Annotated in this window: 15 protein-coding genes; 8 read left to right on the top strand and 7 right to left on the bottom strand. The window is 67.5% G+C overall.

The features are described from left to right. Positions 1-25: 25 nt before the first annotated feature. From rpsD to infA, 5 genes are all read right to left on the bottom strand, one after another. Positions 26-631, bottom strand: coding sequence for a 30S ribosomal protein S4 (gene rpsD / locus B9D87_RS23710; protein WP_007773473.1), 606 nt, complete (start codon positions 629-631; stop codon positions 26-28). 10 nt (positions 632-641) lie between these two features. Then, on the bottom strand, positions 642-1,058 hold the full coding sequence (gene rpsK, locus B9D87_RS23705) for a 30S ribosomal protein S11 (RefSeq protein WP_007773475.1): 417 nt from the start codon (positions 1,056-1,058) through the stop codon (positions 642-644). 6 nt (positions 1,059-1,064) lie between these two features. Further along, the gene (rpsM, locus tag B9D87_RS23700) at positions 1,065-1,439 is read right to left on the bottom strand and encodes a 30S ribosomal protein S13 (RefSeq protein WP_007773477.1); all 375 of its coding nucleotides are present in this window, start codon (positions 1,437-1,439) and stop codon (positions 1,065-1,067) included. Positions 1,440-1,601: 162 nt separating this feature from the next. Then, the gene (rpmJ, locus tag B9D87_RS23695; protein ID WP_003879483.1) at positions 1,602-1,715 is read right to left on the bottom strand and encodes a 50S ribosomal protein L36; all 114 of its coding nucleotides are present in this window, start codon (positions 1,713-1,715) and stop codon (positions 1,602-1,604) included. A gap of 54 nt (positions 1,716-1,769) precedes the next feature. Beyond that, positions 1,770-1,991, bottom strand: a complete 222-nt coding sequence (infA, locus tag B9D87_RS23690) for a translation initiation factor IF-1 (protein ID WP_003418601.1) — start codon at positions 1,989-1,991, stop codon at positions 1,770-1,772. A 252-nt stretch (positions 1,992-2,243) separates the two neighbouring features. On the opposite strand from infA, the gene B9D87_RS23685 reads away from it, so the two are divergent. The 8 genes from B9D87_RS23685 to B9D87_RS23650 all read left to right on the top strand — a co-directional run bounded on the left by B9D87_RS23685 (position 2,244) and on the right by B9D87_RS23650 (position 11,463). Continuing rightward, on the top strand, positions 2,244-3,908 hold the full coding sequence (locus tag B9D87_RS23685; RefSeq protein WP_007773480.1) for an NAD(P)/FAD-dependent oxidoreductase: 1,665 nt from the start codon (positions 2,244-2,246) through the stop codon (positions 3,906-3,908). 7 nt (positions 3,909-3,915) lie between these two features. Continuing rightward, positions 3,916-5,466, top strand: coding sequence for an ATP-binding protein (locus B9D87_RS23680; RefSeq protein WP_007773481.1), 1,551 nt, complete (start codon positions 3,916-3,918; stop codon positions 5,464-5,466). 28 nt (positions 5,467-5,494) lie between these two features. Next, positions 5,495-6,343, top strand: coding sequence for an LLM class F420-dependent oxidoreductase (locus B9D87_RS23675; RefSeq protein ID WP_007773483.1), 849 nt, complete (start codon positions 5,495-5,497; stop codon positions 6,341-6,343). A gap of 18 nt (positions 6,344-6,361) precedes the next feature. Further along, positions 6,362-7,228, top strand: a complete 867-nt coding sequence (locus B9D87_RS23670; RefSeq protein ID WP_007773485.1) for an LLM class F420-dependent oxidoreductase — start codon at positions 6,362-6,364, stop codon at positions 7,226-7,228. 26 nt (positions 7,229-7,254) lie between these two features. Then, positions 7,255-8,250 carry a dTDP-glucose 4,6-dehydratase gene (gene rfbB / locus B9D87_RS23665; protein ID WP_007773488.1) on the top strand — a complete coding sequence of 332 codons (996 nt, stop codon included), beginning with the start codon at positions 7,255-7,257 and terminating at the stop codon, positions 8,248-8,250. Position 8,251: 1 nt separating this feature from the next. Continuing rightward, complete coding sequence (gene rfbC, locus B9D87_RS23660; protein ID WP_007773489.1) at positions 8,252-8,857, top strand: dTDP-4-dehydrorhamnose 3,5-epimerase; 606 nt, start codon at positions 8,252-8,254, stop codon at positions 8,855-8,857. Positions 8,858-9,044: 187 nt separating this feature from the next. Continuing rightward, on the top strand, positions 9,045-10,238 hold the full coding sequence (locus tag B9D87_RS23655) for an acyltransferase family protein (protein ID WP_007773490.1): 1,194 nt from the start codon (positions 9,045-9,047) through the stop codon (positions 10,236-10,238). Between the two features lie 88 nt (positions 10,239-10,326). After that, positions 10,327-11,463, top strand: coding sequence for an acyltransferase family protein (locus B9D87_RS23650; RefSeq protein WP_040630976.1), 1,137 nt, complete (start codon positions 10,327-10,329; stop codon positions 11,461-11,463). A gap of 31 nt (positions 11,464-11,494) precedes the next feature. Here the strand turns inward: B9D87_RS23650 and B9D87_RS23645 are convergent, their stop codons facing one another. Both B9D87_RS23645 and B9D87_RS23640 read right to left on the bottom strand, forming a co-directional pair. Next, a complete protein-coding gene (locus B9D87_RS23645; RefSeq protein WP_007773492.1) occupies positions 11,495-11,887 on the bottom strand; it encodes a hypothetical protein in 393 nt (130 codons plus the stop codon). Continuing rightward, the gene (locus tag B9D87_RS23640) at positions 11,884-12,816 is read right to left on the bottom strand and encodes a metallophosphoesterase family protein (RefSeq protein ID WP_007773493.1); all 933 of its coding nucleotides are present in this window, start codon (positions 12,814-12,816) and stop codon (positions 11,884-11,886) included. The genes B9D87_RS23645 and B9D87_RS23640 overlap by 4 nt, the downstream gene beginning before the upstream one ends. Positions 12,817-12,845 lie beyond the last annotated feature (29 nt).

Raw genomic sequence — 12,845 nt, 5'->3', positions numbered from 1 at the left:
GCGCCGGGTTGCGCGCAGGGGGTCTTTACTTCGAGTAGAACTCGACGATGAGCTGCTCGGCGAGCGGCACGTCGATCTGCGCCCGCTCGGGCAGCTGGTGCACGAGGATGCGCTGACGCTCCCCCACCACCTGCAGCCAGCTCGGGATCGGGCGATCGCCCGCCGTCTCCCGCGCGATCTGGAACGGCACGGTGTTCAGCGAGCCGTCCCGCACGTCGATGATGTCGTACTGCGACACCCGGTAGCTGGGCACGTTGACGTGCACGCCGTTGACGCTGAAGTGTCCGTGGCTGACCAGCTGCCGCGCCATCCGGCGGGTGCGGGCCAGGCCGGCGCGGTACACGACGTTGTCCAGCCGGCTTTCCAGGATGCGCAGCAGCTCTTCACCCGTCTTACCGGGCTGGCGCACGGCCTCTTCGTAGTAGCGACGGAACTGCTTTTCCATCACGCCGTAGGTGAAGCGGGCCTTCTGCTTCTCCTGCAGCTGCAGCAGGTATTCGCTCTCCTTGATCCGCGCGCGGCCGTGCTGGCCGGGCGGGTAGGGGCGCTTCTCGAACGCCTGGTCGCCGCCGACGAGGTCGGTGCGCAGCCGGCGCGACTTGCGGGTAACGGGTCCGGTGTAACGAGCCATTGGTTATCTCCTAGACCCTTCTGCGCTTGGGGGGACGAACGCCGTTGTGCGGCTGGGGGGTGACGTCGGAGATCGCGCCGACCTCCAGACCGGCGGCCTGCAGCGACCGGATCGCCGTCTCCCGGCCCGAGCCCGGGCCCTTCACGAACACGTCGACCTTCTTGACGCCGTGCTCCTGCGCCTTGCGGGCCGCGTTCTCGGCGGCCAGCTGCGCGGCGAACGGCGTCGACTTCCGCGAGCCCTTGAACCCGACGTGGCCCGACGACGCCCAGGCGATGACGTTGCCCTGCGGGTCGGTGATGGTCACGATCGTGTTGTTGAACGTGCTCTTGATGTGGGCGGCACCGTGCGGGACGTTCTTCTTTTCCCGGCGACGGGTCTTCTGCCCCTTCTTGGGGGCAGCGGCTGCCTTCTTGGCTGGTGGCATGGGTGATTACCTGGCCTTCTTCTTGCCGGCGATGGTGCGCTTGGGGCCCTTGCGGGTGCGCGCGTTGGTCTTGGTCCGCTGGCCGCGCACCGGCAGGCCGCGGCGGTGCCGCAGGCCCTGGTAGCAACCAATCTCGATCTTGCGCCGGATGTCGGCCTGAACCTCGCGGCGCAGGTCACCCTCCACCTTCAGGTTCGCTTCGATGTAGTCACGCAAGTGGGTCAGCTGGTCATCGGTCAGGTCCCGGGTGCGCAGGTTCCGGTCGATGCCGGTAGCGGCCAGGATCTCGTTCGACCGGGTGCGGCCGACGCCGAAGATGTAGGTCAGCGCGATCTCCATCCGCTTGTCACGCGGAAGATCGACGCCTACTAGTCGAGCCATAGGTGGCGTTTCCTCTTTTTCTAGGCGGAGGTCTGATCCCAGCCCGTTCCCGGCCCCATCTGGGTTTTACCGGGGCCCGGCCTCCGTCCGGGCGTGATGAGCGACCTATTCGCTCAGTGGTGCTGGGAGGTCTGCATTCAGTTGTGTCGCGGTCGGGGCGGATCAGCCCTGGCGCTGCTTGTGGCGCGGATCGGAGCAGATCACCATGACCCGCCCATGCCGACGGATCACCCTGCACTTGTCACAGATTGGCTTGACGCTCGGGTTCACCTTCACGGCTGTTCGATCCTGTTCTGTATTCGTTCGTAGATTGCTGGTAGGTCAGGCGCGTTACTTGTACCGGTAAACGATGCGGCCGCGGGACAGGTCGTAGGGAGACAACTCCACCACCACCCGGTCCTCGGGCAGGATGCGGATGTAGTGCTGCCGCATCTTGCCGCTGATGTGGGCAAGCACCTTGTGACCGTTCTCCAGCTCAATGCGGAACATCGCATTGGGCAGAGGCTCGACCACCCGGCCTTCCACCTCGATGGCGCCGTCCTTCTTGGCCATAACTAGTTAAGAGTCCTCGTCGTATAGTTTCGTTCTCGTCTGCGCCGATCCGACGCGACACTGCACCGACTTGGAACGTGAGCCGGTGACAGGAAATTCCTAGGGACTTGGCACACAAAAAGTCGGCGCGGATGCCGCACCGTTGTTCCACGATACCTGGTTATTCTCGCTCCACCAAAATCGCTGCCGGCGGAACGCGGCCCGCCCGCTCGGCCTCCCACACGGCTGCTGACGAGCGCATACTTAACGCCGATGACCAACCCCTCAAGCCAGCGCAAGCCCGTCATGCTGACCGTCGACGACGATCCCTCGGTGTCCCGGGCGGTCGCCCGCGACCTGCGCCGCCACTACGGCGAGGAGCACCGGATCGTGCGCGCGGAGTCCGGGCCCGACGCGCTGGGCACGCTCAAGGAGCTCAAGTTGCGCGGCGAGACGGTCGCGCTGCTGATCGCCGACTACCGGATGCCGCAGATGAGCGGCATCGAGTTCCTCGAGCAGGCGATGGACCTGTACCCGGCGGCGCGCCGCGTGTTGCTGACCGCCTACGCCGACACCCACGCCGCCATCGACGCGATCAACGTCGTCGACCTGGACCACTACCTGCTCAAGCCGTGGGATCCGCCGGAGGAGAAGTTCTACCCCGTCATCGACGGGCTGCTGGACGCCTGGCGGGCCGCACCCGAGCACCCCATCCCGCACACCAAGGTGATCGGCCACCGCTGGTCGGCGCGGTCCTGGCAGGTCCGCGACTTCCTGGCCCGCAACGGCCTTTACTACACCTGGTTCATGGCCGACGAACCCGCCGGCGAGCGGTTGCTCACCGCGGCCGGCGAGGACGGCAGGCGGCTGCCGGTGGTGGTCACCCAGCGCGGCGACACCCTGGTCGAACCGACCGACGCGCAACTGGCCGAGACCCTGGGCCTGACCACCACGCCGTCGCAGGAGTTCTACGACCTGATCGTGGTCGGCGGCGGGCCCGCGGGCCTGGCCGCGGCCGTGTACGGCGCCTCCGAGGGGCTGCGCACGGTGCTCATCGAGCACACCGCCACCGGTGGCCAGGCCGGGCAAAGCTCGCGCATCGAGAACTACCTGGGCTTCCCCGACGGGGTGTCGGGCGGGCAGCTGGCCGACCGGGCGCGGCGGCAGGCGGAGAAGTTCGGCGCCGAGCTGATCACCGCCCGCAAGGCCACCGCCCTCGAGGTGAACGGCTCCAAGCGGACCGTGCGGTTCGCCGACGGCGGGTCGATCGACGCGCACGCGGTCATCCTGGCCACCGGGGTCGCCTACCGCCAGCTGCAGGCCGAGGGCTGCAGCGAGCTGACCGGGTGCGGCGTCCACTACGGCGCGGCGATCTCGGTCGCCTCGGATTGCGAGGACGAAGAGGTCTACGTGATCGGCGGGGCCAATTCGGCCGGCCAGGCCGCGATGTACCTGTCCCGGACGGCCAAGTCGGTCAACATCGTGGTGCGGGCGCCGTCGCTGGAGGCGTCGATGTCCTACTACCTGATCCAGCAGATCGAGGCGAACCCCAAGATCAACGTGCTGACCTGCACCGAGGTGCAGCGCGCTACCGGCGACGGGCACCTCGAGCAGCTGCGGCTGGTCAACAACCGCACCGGCCAAACCGAGGACGTCACCTGCGGCCGGATGTTCATCTTCATCGGCGCCGCCCCGCGCACCGACTGGCTGGACGGGGTGCTGGCCCGCGACGACCACGGCTTCATCTTGACCGGCCCGGACCTGCGCAACGTGTGCGGCTGGACGCTGGAACGCCCGCCGCATCACCTGGAGACCAGCGTGCCCGGGGTGTTCGCCACCGGCGACGTCCGCGCCACCTCCGCCAAACGGGTCGCCGCCGCCGTCGGTGAAGGGTCGATGGCGGTGATGCTGGTGCACCGATACCTGGCCGAGAACTAGGAGGAGCATGACCGCCGCCGAAGCGAGGCCCATGCCGTGTGAGCCCGACGAGCTGCGCAGCCTGTTCCTGTTCGAGGCGCTCACCGACGAGCAGCTCGCGGTGCTGTGCAGCAACGGGCACATCCAGCACTACGAACCGGGCCCGATCTGTGTCGAGGGCGAACCGGCGACCTGCTTCTACGTCCTGATCGACGGGGAGCTGACCATGACCAAGCTCTCCGGCGGCCAGGACATCGAGACCAACCGGACCTCGCAGCGCGGCGTGTACTGCGGGGCCTGGCGGGCGTTCACCGGAGGCAAGCAGAAGAACTACGACGCCTCGGTGCACGTGACCAAGCCGTCACGCTTCTTCGTGATGGACGCCCCGGTGTTCGCGCAGTTCATGCGCGACCAGTTCCCGATGGCGGTGCACCTGCTCGACGGCATCGCCGTGGGCACCGACCGCACCCGCCGGATCATCGACAACCGGGAGAAGCTGCTGGCGCTGGGCCGGCTGTCGGCGGGGCTGACACACCAGCTGAACAATCCCGCCGCGGCGATCTCGCGGTCCGCGGCGGACCTGCGCGAACGCGTGGCCAACATGCGCCACAAGCTCGCGATGCTCGCCGACGGCACCATCACGCCCGAGGCGTTGAGCGCCCTGGTGCGGCTGCAGGAGCGGGTCGCCGAGCAGGTCGCCAAGTCGGCCGCTCCCGGAGGGTCGCAGCATTTGAGCGCGCTGGAGACTTCCGACCGCGAGGACGCCGTTGGCGACTGGCTGGAAGACCACGGCATCGACGGCGGGTGGGACATCGCGCCGACGTTCGTCGAGGGCGGCATCGACACCGATTGGCTGGAGCGGATCTCCGCGGTCACCGAGGAGCTCGCGTCGACATCGCTGGAGCAGGCGATCCGATGGATCAACTACACCATCGAGAGCGAGCTGCTGATGAACCAGATTCTCGAAGCGAGCAAACGGATTTCGGCGCTGGTCGCCGACGCCAAGCAGTATTCGCAGCTGGATCGGGCCCCGTTCCAGGTGACCAACGTGCACGATCTGCTGCGCAGCACGCTGGTGATGTTCGCCGATCGATTGACCAAGGACCCGAGCAGGGACGCGGGTACGAACCCCACCATCACGGTGGTCAAGGAGTTCGACCAGACGCTGCCCGAAATCCCTTGCTACCCAGGCGATCTCAATCAGGTGTGGACCAACATCATCGACAACGCGATCGCCGCGATGCGCGATAGCGGCGGCACCCTGACCATCCGCACCTGCCGGGAGGGCGAGACGCTGGCGCGCATCGAGATCTGCGACACCGGGCCGGGCATACCCGAGGACATCCGCGAGCACATCTTCGAGCCGTTCTTCACCACCAAGCCCTTCGGTGAGGGCACCGGGCTGGGCCTGGACCTGGCGTTCAACATCGTGGTGAAGAAGCACCGCGGGGACCTGCGGGTGGAGTCGAGACCCGGCGACACCCGGTTCATCGTGCTGCTGCCGCTGGAGCCGCCCGCCGCCGGCGTCGCCGGTGCCGTTCTCGACGATCCCGACGAGGATGTAGCCGACCCGGAATAGCCGCCGCGGGACGCAGGTTGGGAACACCATGACCGATGCAGCGAGCAAACCCAATCTGGGCCGGTTCGGATCGTTCGGACGCGGCGTCACACCCGAACAGGCCAGGGACATCGAGGCGCTGGGCTACGGCGCCGTCTGGGTCGGCGGTTCGCCGCCCGCCGAGCTGGCCTGGGTCGAGCCCCTCTTGGAGGCGACCACGACGTTGCAGGTGGGCACCGGCATCGTCAACATCTGGACCGCCGCCGCCAAGCCGGTGGCCGAATCCTTTCACCGCATCGACAAGGCGTACCCGGGCCGGTTCCTGCTGGGCATCGGCGTCGGTCATCCCGAGGCGCACACCGAGTACCGCAAGCCCTACGACGCGCTCACCGACTACCTCAAGCAGCTCGATGACTACGGCGTGCCCGCCAACCGCCGCGTGGTGGCTGCGCTGGGCCCGCGCGTGCTCAAGCTGTCCGCTGAGCGCTCGGCCGGGGCGCACCCGTACCTGACCACCCCGGAACACACCGCGCGGGCCCGCGAGATCATCGGCCCGTCGGCGTTCCTGGCGCCCGAGCACAAGGCGATCCTGACCACCGACGCCCAGAAGGCGCGGACGGTCGGCCGCAAGGCGCTCGACATCTATTTCAACCTCGCCAACTACCGAAACAACTGGAAGCGGCTGGGTTTCAGCGAGGACGAGATCACCCGCCCCGGCAGCGACCGTCTGGTGGACGCGGTGGTGGCGTATGGCACCGTGGACCAGATCGCGGCGCGGCTCAAAGAACACCTCGACGCGGGCGCCGATCACGTCCCCGTGCAGGTTCTGACGAAGGATGAAAACCTGGTCTCGGCGCTGGCCGAGCTGGCCGGGCCGCTGGGGTTGAAGCAGTCCTGACACGGCGAGGGGGAGCAGATGACCGAGGGAGTTTCGCTCAAACCCGAGCTGGGGCGGTACGGCGTGTGGTTGCCCACCCGATCCGTCTCCCCCGAGTTGGCCGCGGGCATCGAGTCGCTGGGCTACGGCGCCGCGTGGATCGGCGGATCACCGGACGCCGATCTGTCCTGGGCCGAACCCGCCCTGGCGCGCACGACGTCGCTGCAGCTTGCCACGGGGATCGTCAACATCTGGTCGGCGCCCGCCCCGGACGTCGCCGAATCCTTCCACCGCATCGAATCCGGCCATCCGGGAAGGTTTTTGCTGGGCATCGGGGTGGGCCACCCCGAGCACACCCAGGAATACGTGAAGCCATACGACGCCCTGGTCTCCTACCTCGACGAACTCGACGCCGCGCTGGTGCCGACCAGCCGGCGGGTGCTCGCGGCGCTCGGGCCGCGGGTGCTGGGTCTGGCGGCACGGCGCAGCGCCGGCGCGCACCCCTACCTGACCACCCCCGAACACACCGCCAAGGCGCGCGAGTTACTCGGCGGTGCGGTGTATTTGGCGCCCGAGCACAAGGTGGTGCTGACCACCGACGCGGAGCGGGCGCGCGCGATCGGGCGTCAGACCGTCGAGTTCTACCTGGGCCTGAGCAACTACGTGAACAACTGGCTGCGGCTGGGGTTCACCGAAGCCGACGTGCACAAGCCCGGCAGCGACCGGCTGATCGACTCGGTGGTCGCCTATGGCACCCCGGAGGACATCGCGCGGCGGTTGGGTGAACATCTGGAGGCCGGAGCCGACCACGTGGCGATCCAGGTGCTGGGCGGGCACGACGAGGAAACGCTGCTACCTGCGCTAAGCGAATTGGCCGGACCTCTGGGGCTAACTGCCGCCAACTGACCGATCGGCTCCGTTAGGGTTTGGGCATGCGGTTACTGGTCACCGGCGGCGCTGGATTCATCGGCGCCAACTTCGTGCACAGCACGGTCCGCGAACACCCCGAGGATTCGGTGACGGTGCTCGACGCCATGACCTATGCGGGTCGGCGCGAGTCACTGGCCGACGTCGAGGACTCGATAGAGCTGGTGATCGGTGACATCACCGACGCCGAGCTGGTGTCGCGGCTGGTCGCCGAATCCGACGCGGTGGTGCATTTCGCCGCGGAGAGCCACGTCGACAACGCGCTGGAGGGCCCCGAGCCGTTCCTGCACACCAACGTCGTCGGCACCTTCACCATCCTGGAGGCGGTGCGCCGTTACGGCGTGCGGCTGCACCACATCTCGACCGACGAGGTCTACGGCGACCTGGAGCTCGACGACCCGCAGCGGTTCACCGAGGCGACGCCCTACAACCCGTCCAGCCCGTATTCGGCGACCAAGGCCGCCGCCGACATGCTGGTGCGCGCCTGGGTGCGCTCGTACGGGGTGCGCGCGACGATCTCGAACTGCTCCAACAATTACGGGCCGTATCAGCACGTCGAGAAGTTCATCCCGCGCCAGATCACCAACGTGCTCACCGGCCGGCGGCCCAAGCTGTACGGCACCGGCGCCAACGTCCGCGACTGGATTCACGTCGACGACCACAACAGCGCGGTCCGGCGCATCCTGGACAAGGGCGAGATCGGGCGCACCTACCTGATCAGCTCCGAGGGCGAGCGCGACAACCTGACCGTGCTGCGCACGCTGCTGCAGATGATGGGCCGCGAGCCCGACGATTTCGACCACGTCACCGATCGCGTCGGCCACGATCTGCGGTACGCCATCGACCCGTCCACGCTGTACGACGAATTATGTTGGGCGCCAAAGCATACCGACTTCGAGGAAGGGCTGCGTGCCACCATTGACTGGTATCGCGCGAACGAATCGTGGTGGCGGCCGTTGAAAGACGCCTCGGAAGCCCGCTACGAAGAGCGTGGGCAGTAGCGTGGATGTTCGCGAACTGAAAGTTCCCGGCGCCTGGGAGATCACCCCTGCCGTGCACGGCGATTCGCGCGGCCACTTCTTCGAATGGCTCACCGACAAGGGGTTCCGCTCCTTCGCCGGTCATCGCCTCGACGTCCGGCAAGCCAACTGCTCGGTGTCGTCGGCCGGTGTGCTGCGCGGACTGCATTTCGCCGAGGTGCCGCCCAGCCAGGCGAAGTACGTGACCTGCGTTCGTGGTTCGGTGTTCGACGTCGTCGTCGACATTCGGGTGGGTTCGCCGACGTTCGGGCAATGGGATTCGGTGCTGCTCGACGACACCGATCACCGGACGATCTATTTGTCCGAAGGCCTGGGGCATGGCTTCCTGGCGCTGCAAGACAATTCGACGGTCATGTATCTGTGCTCGGCGGAATACAACCCGCAGCGCGAACACACGATCCGCGCAACCGATCCCGCGCTGGCCATCGACTGGCCGCTGGTGGACGGGGCGCCGCCCAACCTGTCCGATCGCGACGCGGCGGCACCCAGCCTCGAGGAAGTGCGCGCCTCCGGCCTGCTGCCCACCTGGGACGAGACGAAGGCATTCATCGACGGTCTGCGCGGCTGACGGCGCGGCGATGTGCCATCTCGCGCAACGCCGTTCGACCCTTGTTGGACACGCGTCGATTAGCGTCGCGTTTGCGGCCGCCCGATCCGTCGGATAGCGTGAACCGGCCCTTTTCTCTCTTAGAGGGCGCTAAGATTGCGCCGATGATGATGCCGATGATGCCCGATGCGGGTGGCGGGGGACGCCGATGAAGCTAGGGCAGGTTTTCGATCCGCGAAGCAACGCACTGAACGCATGGCGGTTAGCGCTCGCGGCGGAGGTCATCTTCTGGCACACCTACCCGGTTCACGGCCACCTGCCCTCGCTGCGGGCCGTTCTGCAACTCCTGCTGTCCGTCGGGGTGGACGGGTTCTTCGCCATCTCGGGATTCCTCATCACCGCGAGTTGGCTGAGCAACCCGAAGCTGCGCGCCTACCTCGCCGCCCGGGCCCTGCGCATCCTGCCCGGCTTCTACGTCTGCATGATCGTGACCGCCTTCGTGTTCGCCCCGCTCAGCGTGGCGATCCAGGGCGGTTCGCCGACCAAGCTGCTGTTCTCGTTCGCCCCGTTCGAGTACGTCCTGAAGAACATCGCGGTCCTGTGGCTCAAGCCCGACGTGGGCGGCACCCCGTTCGACATCCCGAACGCCGGCATCTGGAACGCGTCGCTGTGGTCACTGTTCTGGGAAGTGATGTGCTATCTGGTCGTCGCCGCCATCGGCGTGGCCGGACTGGCCAACCGCAGGTGGGTCTCGCCGGTGATATTGGTGGCGGCCGCCATCGGGGCGTCCATGATGCCTCCCGTCACGTTCCCCGAGGTGTTCAACAAACCGACCGGCAACGTCGGCATCGTCATCGTCTTCCTGGCCTGCCGGGCGGCGATCATGTTCGCCGCCGGAGCGCTGCTGTATCAGTGGCGCGACGTGATTCCCGCCCGCTGGTCGCTGGTCGCGGTGAGCGTGGTCATCGTGCTGGTGGCCGGCCAGTTGCCGGACTACCGGGTGGTCGCCGCGGTGCCGTTGGCCTACGCCGTCATCGTCTCCGGGTCCCTGTTGCACAACAAGCGATTGAGGTTGCGCACGGACCTGTCCTACGGCATGTACATCTACGCGTATCCGACCCAGCAGCTGCTGGCGGTCCTCGGCCTGCTCAGCCTCAATCCGATCGTGTTCTGCCTGACCGTGGCGCTGGCCACCCTGCCGCTGGCCGCGGCGAGCTGGTTCCTGGTCGAAAAGCCGGCGAGGTCGCTCAAGGCGCGACTGAAACAGAGATCCGCCGGCTCTCGCGAGCAAGCGACCATGGCGATGCCACCGGAGTCCCCGGTGCCGCCTACCCATGATCGCGACGATGTGAAGACGCAAGACGCGGCGTTGCCGGCAAAGAATCGCGAGGCTGCGACCTGATCGAGGCCACTGCCCGCGTCAGCGCCCGTCGGCTTTTGGCCCGTACGATGGCGCCGACGATGAGTGGTGCGCAGGGGGCGGAGGCTGGATGAAACTAGGGCAGGTATTCGACCCGCGAAGAAACGCGCTCAACGCACTTCGGTTGGCGCTGGCGGCCGAGGTGATGCTCTTCCACTCGTGGCCCATCACCGGCCACATGCCACCCAAGCCGATCCTGCAGCTCTTCTTCTCGGTCGGTGTCGACGGATTCTTCGCGATCTCGGGCTTTCTCATCACCCGGAGCTGGCTCACCGACCCGCGACTGCGTGACTATCTCACCGCCCGCGCACTGCGCATCCTGCCCGGTTTCTACATCTGCCTGATCGTGACCGCGTTCGTCTTCGCCCCGCTCAGTCTGGCGATCCAGGGCGGTTCGGCCACCAAGCTGCTCGGCTCCATCGCTCCGCTCGAGTACGTCGTGAAAAACAGTGCGATCGCCTACCTGCAGCCCAGCATCGACGGCACGCTGCACGGGGTGCCGGGGGGACCCGCCTGGAACGGTTCCATGTGGTCGCTGGTGTGGGAACTGCTGTGCTACCTCTTCGTTGCCGCCATCGGGGTGGCCGGGCTCGGCAATCGGCGCTGGATATCCCCCGCGATCCTGGTACTGGCAACACTGGCGGCGTTGGCGGTGCCGCCCCTGACGTTCCCCGGGGTATGGACCATCCCGCAGCTCGCGGTGCGCTCGGCCATCATGTTTTCGGCCGGCGCCGTCATGTATCAGTGGCGGGACGCCATCCCGGCCCGATGGTCGCTGGTCGCGGTCTGCATCGTCATCGTCGTGGCGGCCGGGTTGCTGCTGCCCGATTACCGGGTGGTCGGGGCGCTCCCGCTGGCCTACGCCGTCGTGGTGTCGGGCTCCCTGCTCAAGAGCGAACGGTTGAGGCTGCGCACCGATCTGTCCTACGGCGTCTACATCTACGCCTTCCCGGCGCAGCAATTGCTGGCGGTCAGCGGGCTCGCGACGCGCCTGCACCCGGTGCTGTTCTTTGTCGCCGCGGTGGCGACCACCCTGCCGCTTGCCGCGGCGAGCTGGTTCCTCATCGAGAAGCCCTCGATGTCCCTCAAGCGCCGGCTGCGGATCAAGTGGTCGGCTCCCGTCCCGTCCAGCTCCGACGAGCCCGGGCCCGTCAGCACGGCCGACGCCCGCGCAGACCAGCCCGCCCCGGAGGCCCCGGGCGCCTAGCCGCGAGCACTCCCGTCGCTCAAACGCCGGCTCAAACGACGGTGGTCTGGGCCCCTCGAAGCCGAAGGCCTCCATCCAGCCCCCACAGCACCACCGTCAACAGCTCGGCCGCGACGGTGACGGCCGCGTACGGTGCCGGCTCCCAGCCCCGTTCGGAGAAGCCGAACAGGCCGACGGTGCGCGACAAGACGAACGCGACCAGCGAGCCGGCCGCCACCGCCGCACCGGCCCAGCGCAGCCAGGCGGGGCCGCCCACCAGGATCAGCAGCGCGATCGCGAACGAAAGGCTGGCCTGGGCCATGAACGCCGTACCGATCTCCGGAATATGTTGGTAGCCGTGCACATAGAGGTAGGCGTGGCCGGCGGCGCTGACGATCAACGACGCGGCCAGGCCGAGGCGGATCACGATACTCGTCAAAGTCATTGCAGTGCAGTCTCCTTCAAGGCCAGCGCGACCTCTCCCCTGGTGTAGCTGACCTCGCGGATGCCCAGCGCGTCGCGCAGCTTGCCGGCCGGCAGGGTGACCGGCTTGGGCGCGGGCCCATCACCCGGTCGCGGCAGCGGGTACGCGGTGGTGGTGCCGCTGTAGAACGCGACGTTGCCCTCCGTCTTGGAGAACAGTTGGTGGACATGGCCGTTGAGGCAGGTGACCGAGGAGAAGCGCCGCAGGTAGCTCAGCGCCTGGGTGGCATCGTCGGTGCCCCAGCCCCATTGCGGGTACATCGCGAACAGCGGGATGTGGCTGAAGACGATGATGGGGGTATCGCTGGAAAGACGCGCGACGTCCTTCTTGACGAACTCCAGCTGATCGGCACCCAGATGCCCGAGCTTGCGCAGATTCAGCGTGTTGACCAACGCGATCAGGTGCACGCCGGCGATGTCGAGGCTGTACCACCCGTCGCCAACGGAGCTGGCGCCGAACGCGTTTCGGTACTTCTGGCCCGCATCGTCGACCGAGTCGTGCTCCCCCGGCACGGTGAACACGTGCGGCGTCTTGAGGCCCGTCATCATCTGCTTCACCTGGTCGAACTGCTCCGGGCTGGACAGGTGGGTGAGGTCACCGGTGTGGATGACGAAATCCGGTGTGTATCCGAGGTTGTTGACCTGCTCGATCGCGTGGCCGAACGTACCGGCGACGTCCGGGTTGGGCGCCCCGGTGAAACCGATATGGCTGTCGCTGATCTGGGCGAACCGCAGGGCGGGCCGGCCCGCCGCGTGCTGCGCCTTCGCCTGGCCCGCCACGTGCGAGATGACCTCGCCACCGGTCACGGCGAATCCGACCGCCGCCCCGAACCAGGCCCCGTGCCGGATCAGCTGGCGGCGGGTCATGCCGCTTTGCTGGGCGGTGGCCATCCGCCGCTCCTCCTCATCGCTTCGCGCTG

Origin of the sequence: Mycobacterium colombiense CECT 3035 (assembly GCF_002105755.1) — a bacterium.
GTDB lineage: Bacteria > Actinomycetota > Actinomycetes > Mycobacteriales > Mycobacteriaceae > Mycobacterium > Mycobacterium colombiense.
This window is presented reverse-complemented; position numbering and strand designations above follow the sequence as displayed.

Coding starts and splice junctions, on each gene's coding strand:
- B9D87_RS23675 (WP_007773483.1), top strand. CDS start 5,495: ATGACCGATGCAGCGAGCAAACCCAATCTGGGCCGGTTCGGATCGTTC.
- B9D87_RS23645 (WP_007773492.1), bottom strand. CDS start 11,887: ATGACTTTGACGAGTATCGTGATCCGCCTCGGCCTGGCCGCGTCGTTG.
- B9D87_RS23685 (WP_007773480.1), top strand. CDS start 2,244: ATGACCAACCCCTCAAGCCAGCGCAAGCCCGTCATGCTGACCGTCGAC.
- rpsM (WP_007773477.1), bottom strand. CDS start 1,439: ATGGCTCGACTAGTAGGCGTCGATCTTCCGCGTGACAAGCGGATGGAG.
- rpsK (WP_007773475.1), bottom strand. CDS start 1,058: ATGCCACCAGCCAAGAAGGCAGCCGCTGCCCCCAAGAAGGGGCAGAAG.
- B9D87_RS23655 (WP_007773490.1), top strand. CDS start 9,045: ATGAAGCTAGGGCAGGTTTTCGATCCGCGAAGCAACGCACTGAACGCA.
- B9D87_RS23670 (WP_007773485.1), top strand. CDS start 6,362: ATGACCGAGGGAGTTTCGCTCAAACCCGAGCTGGGGCGGTACGGCGTG.
- B9D87_RS23640 (WP_007773493.1), bottom strand. CDS start 12,816: ATGGCCACCGCCCAGCAAAGCGGCATGACCCGCCGCCAGCTGATCCGG.
- infA (WP_003418601.1), bottom strand. CDS start 1,991: ATGGCCAAGAAGGACGGCGCCATCGAGGTGGAAGGCCGGGTGGTCGAG.
- rfbB (WP_007773488.1), top strand. CDS start 7,255: ATGCGGTTACTGGTCACCGGCGGCGCTGGATTCATCGGCGCCAACTTC.
- rpsD (WP_007773473.1), bottom strand. CDS start 631: ATGGCTCGTTACACCGGACCCGTTACCCGCAAGTCGCGCCGGCTGCGC.
- B9D87_RS23680 (WP_007773481.1), top strand. CDS start 3,916: ATGACCGCCGCCGAAGCGAGGCCCATGCCGTGTGAGCCCGACGAGCTG.
- B9D87_RS23650 (WP_040630976.1), top strand. CDS start 10,327: ATGAAACTAGGGCAGGTATTCGACCCGCGAAGAAACGCGCTCAACGCA.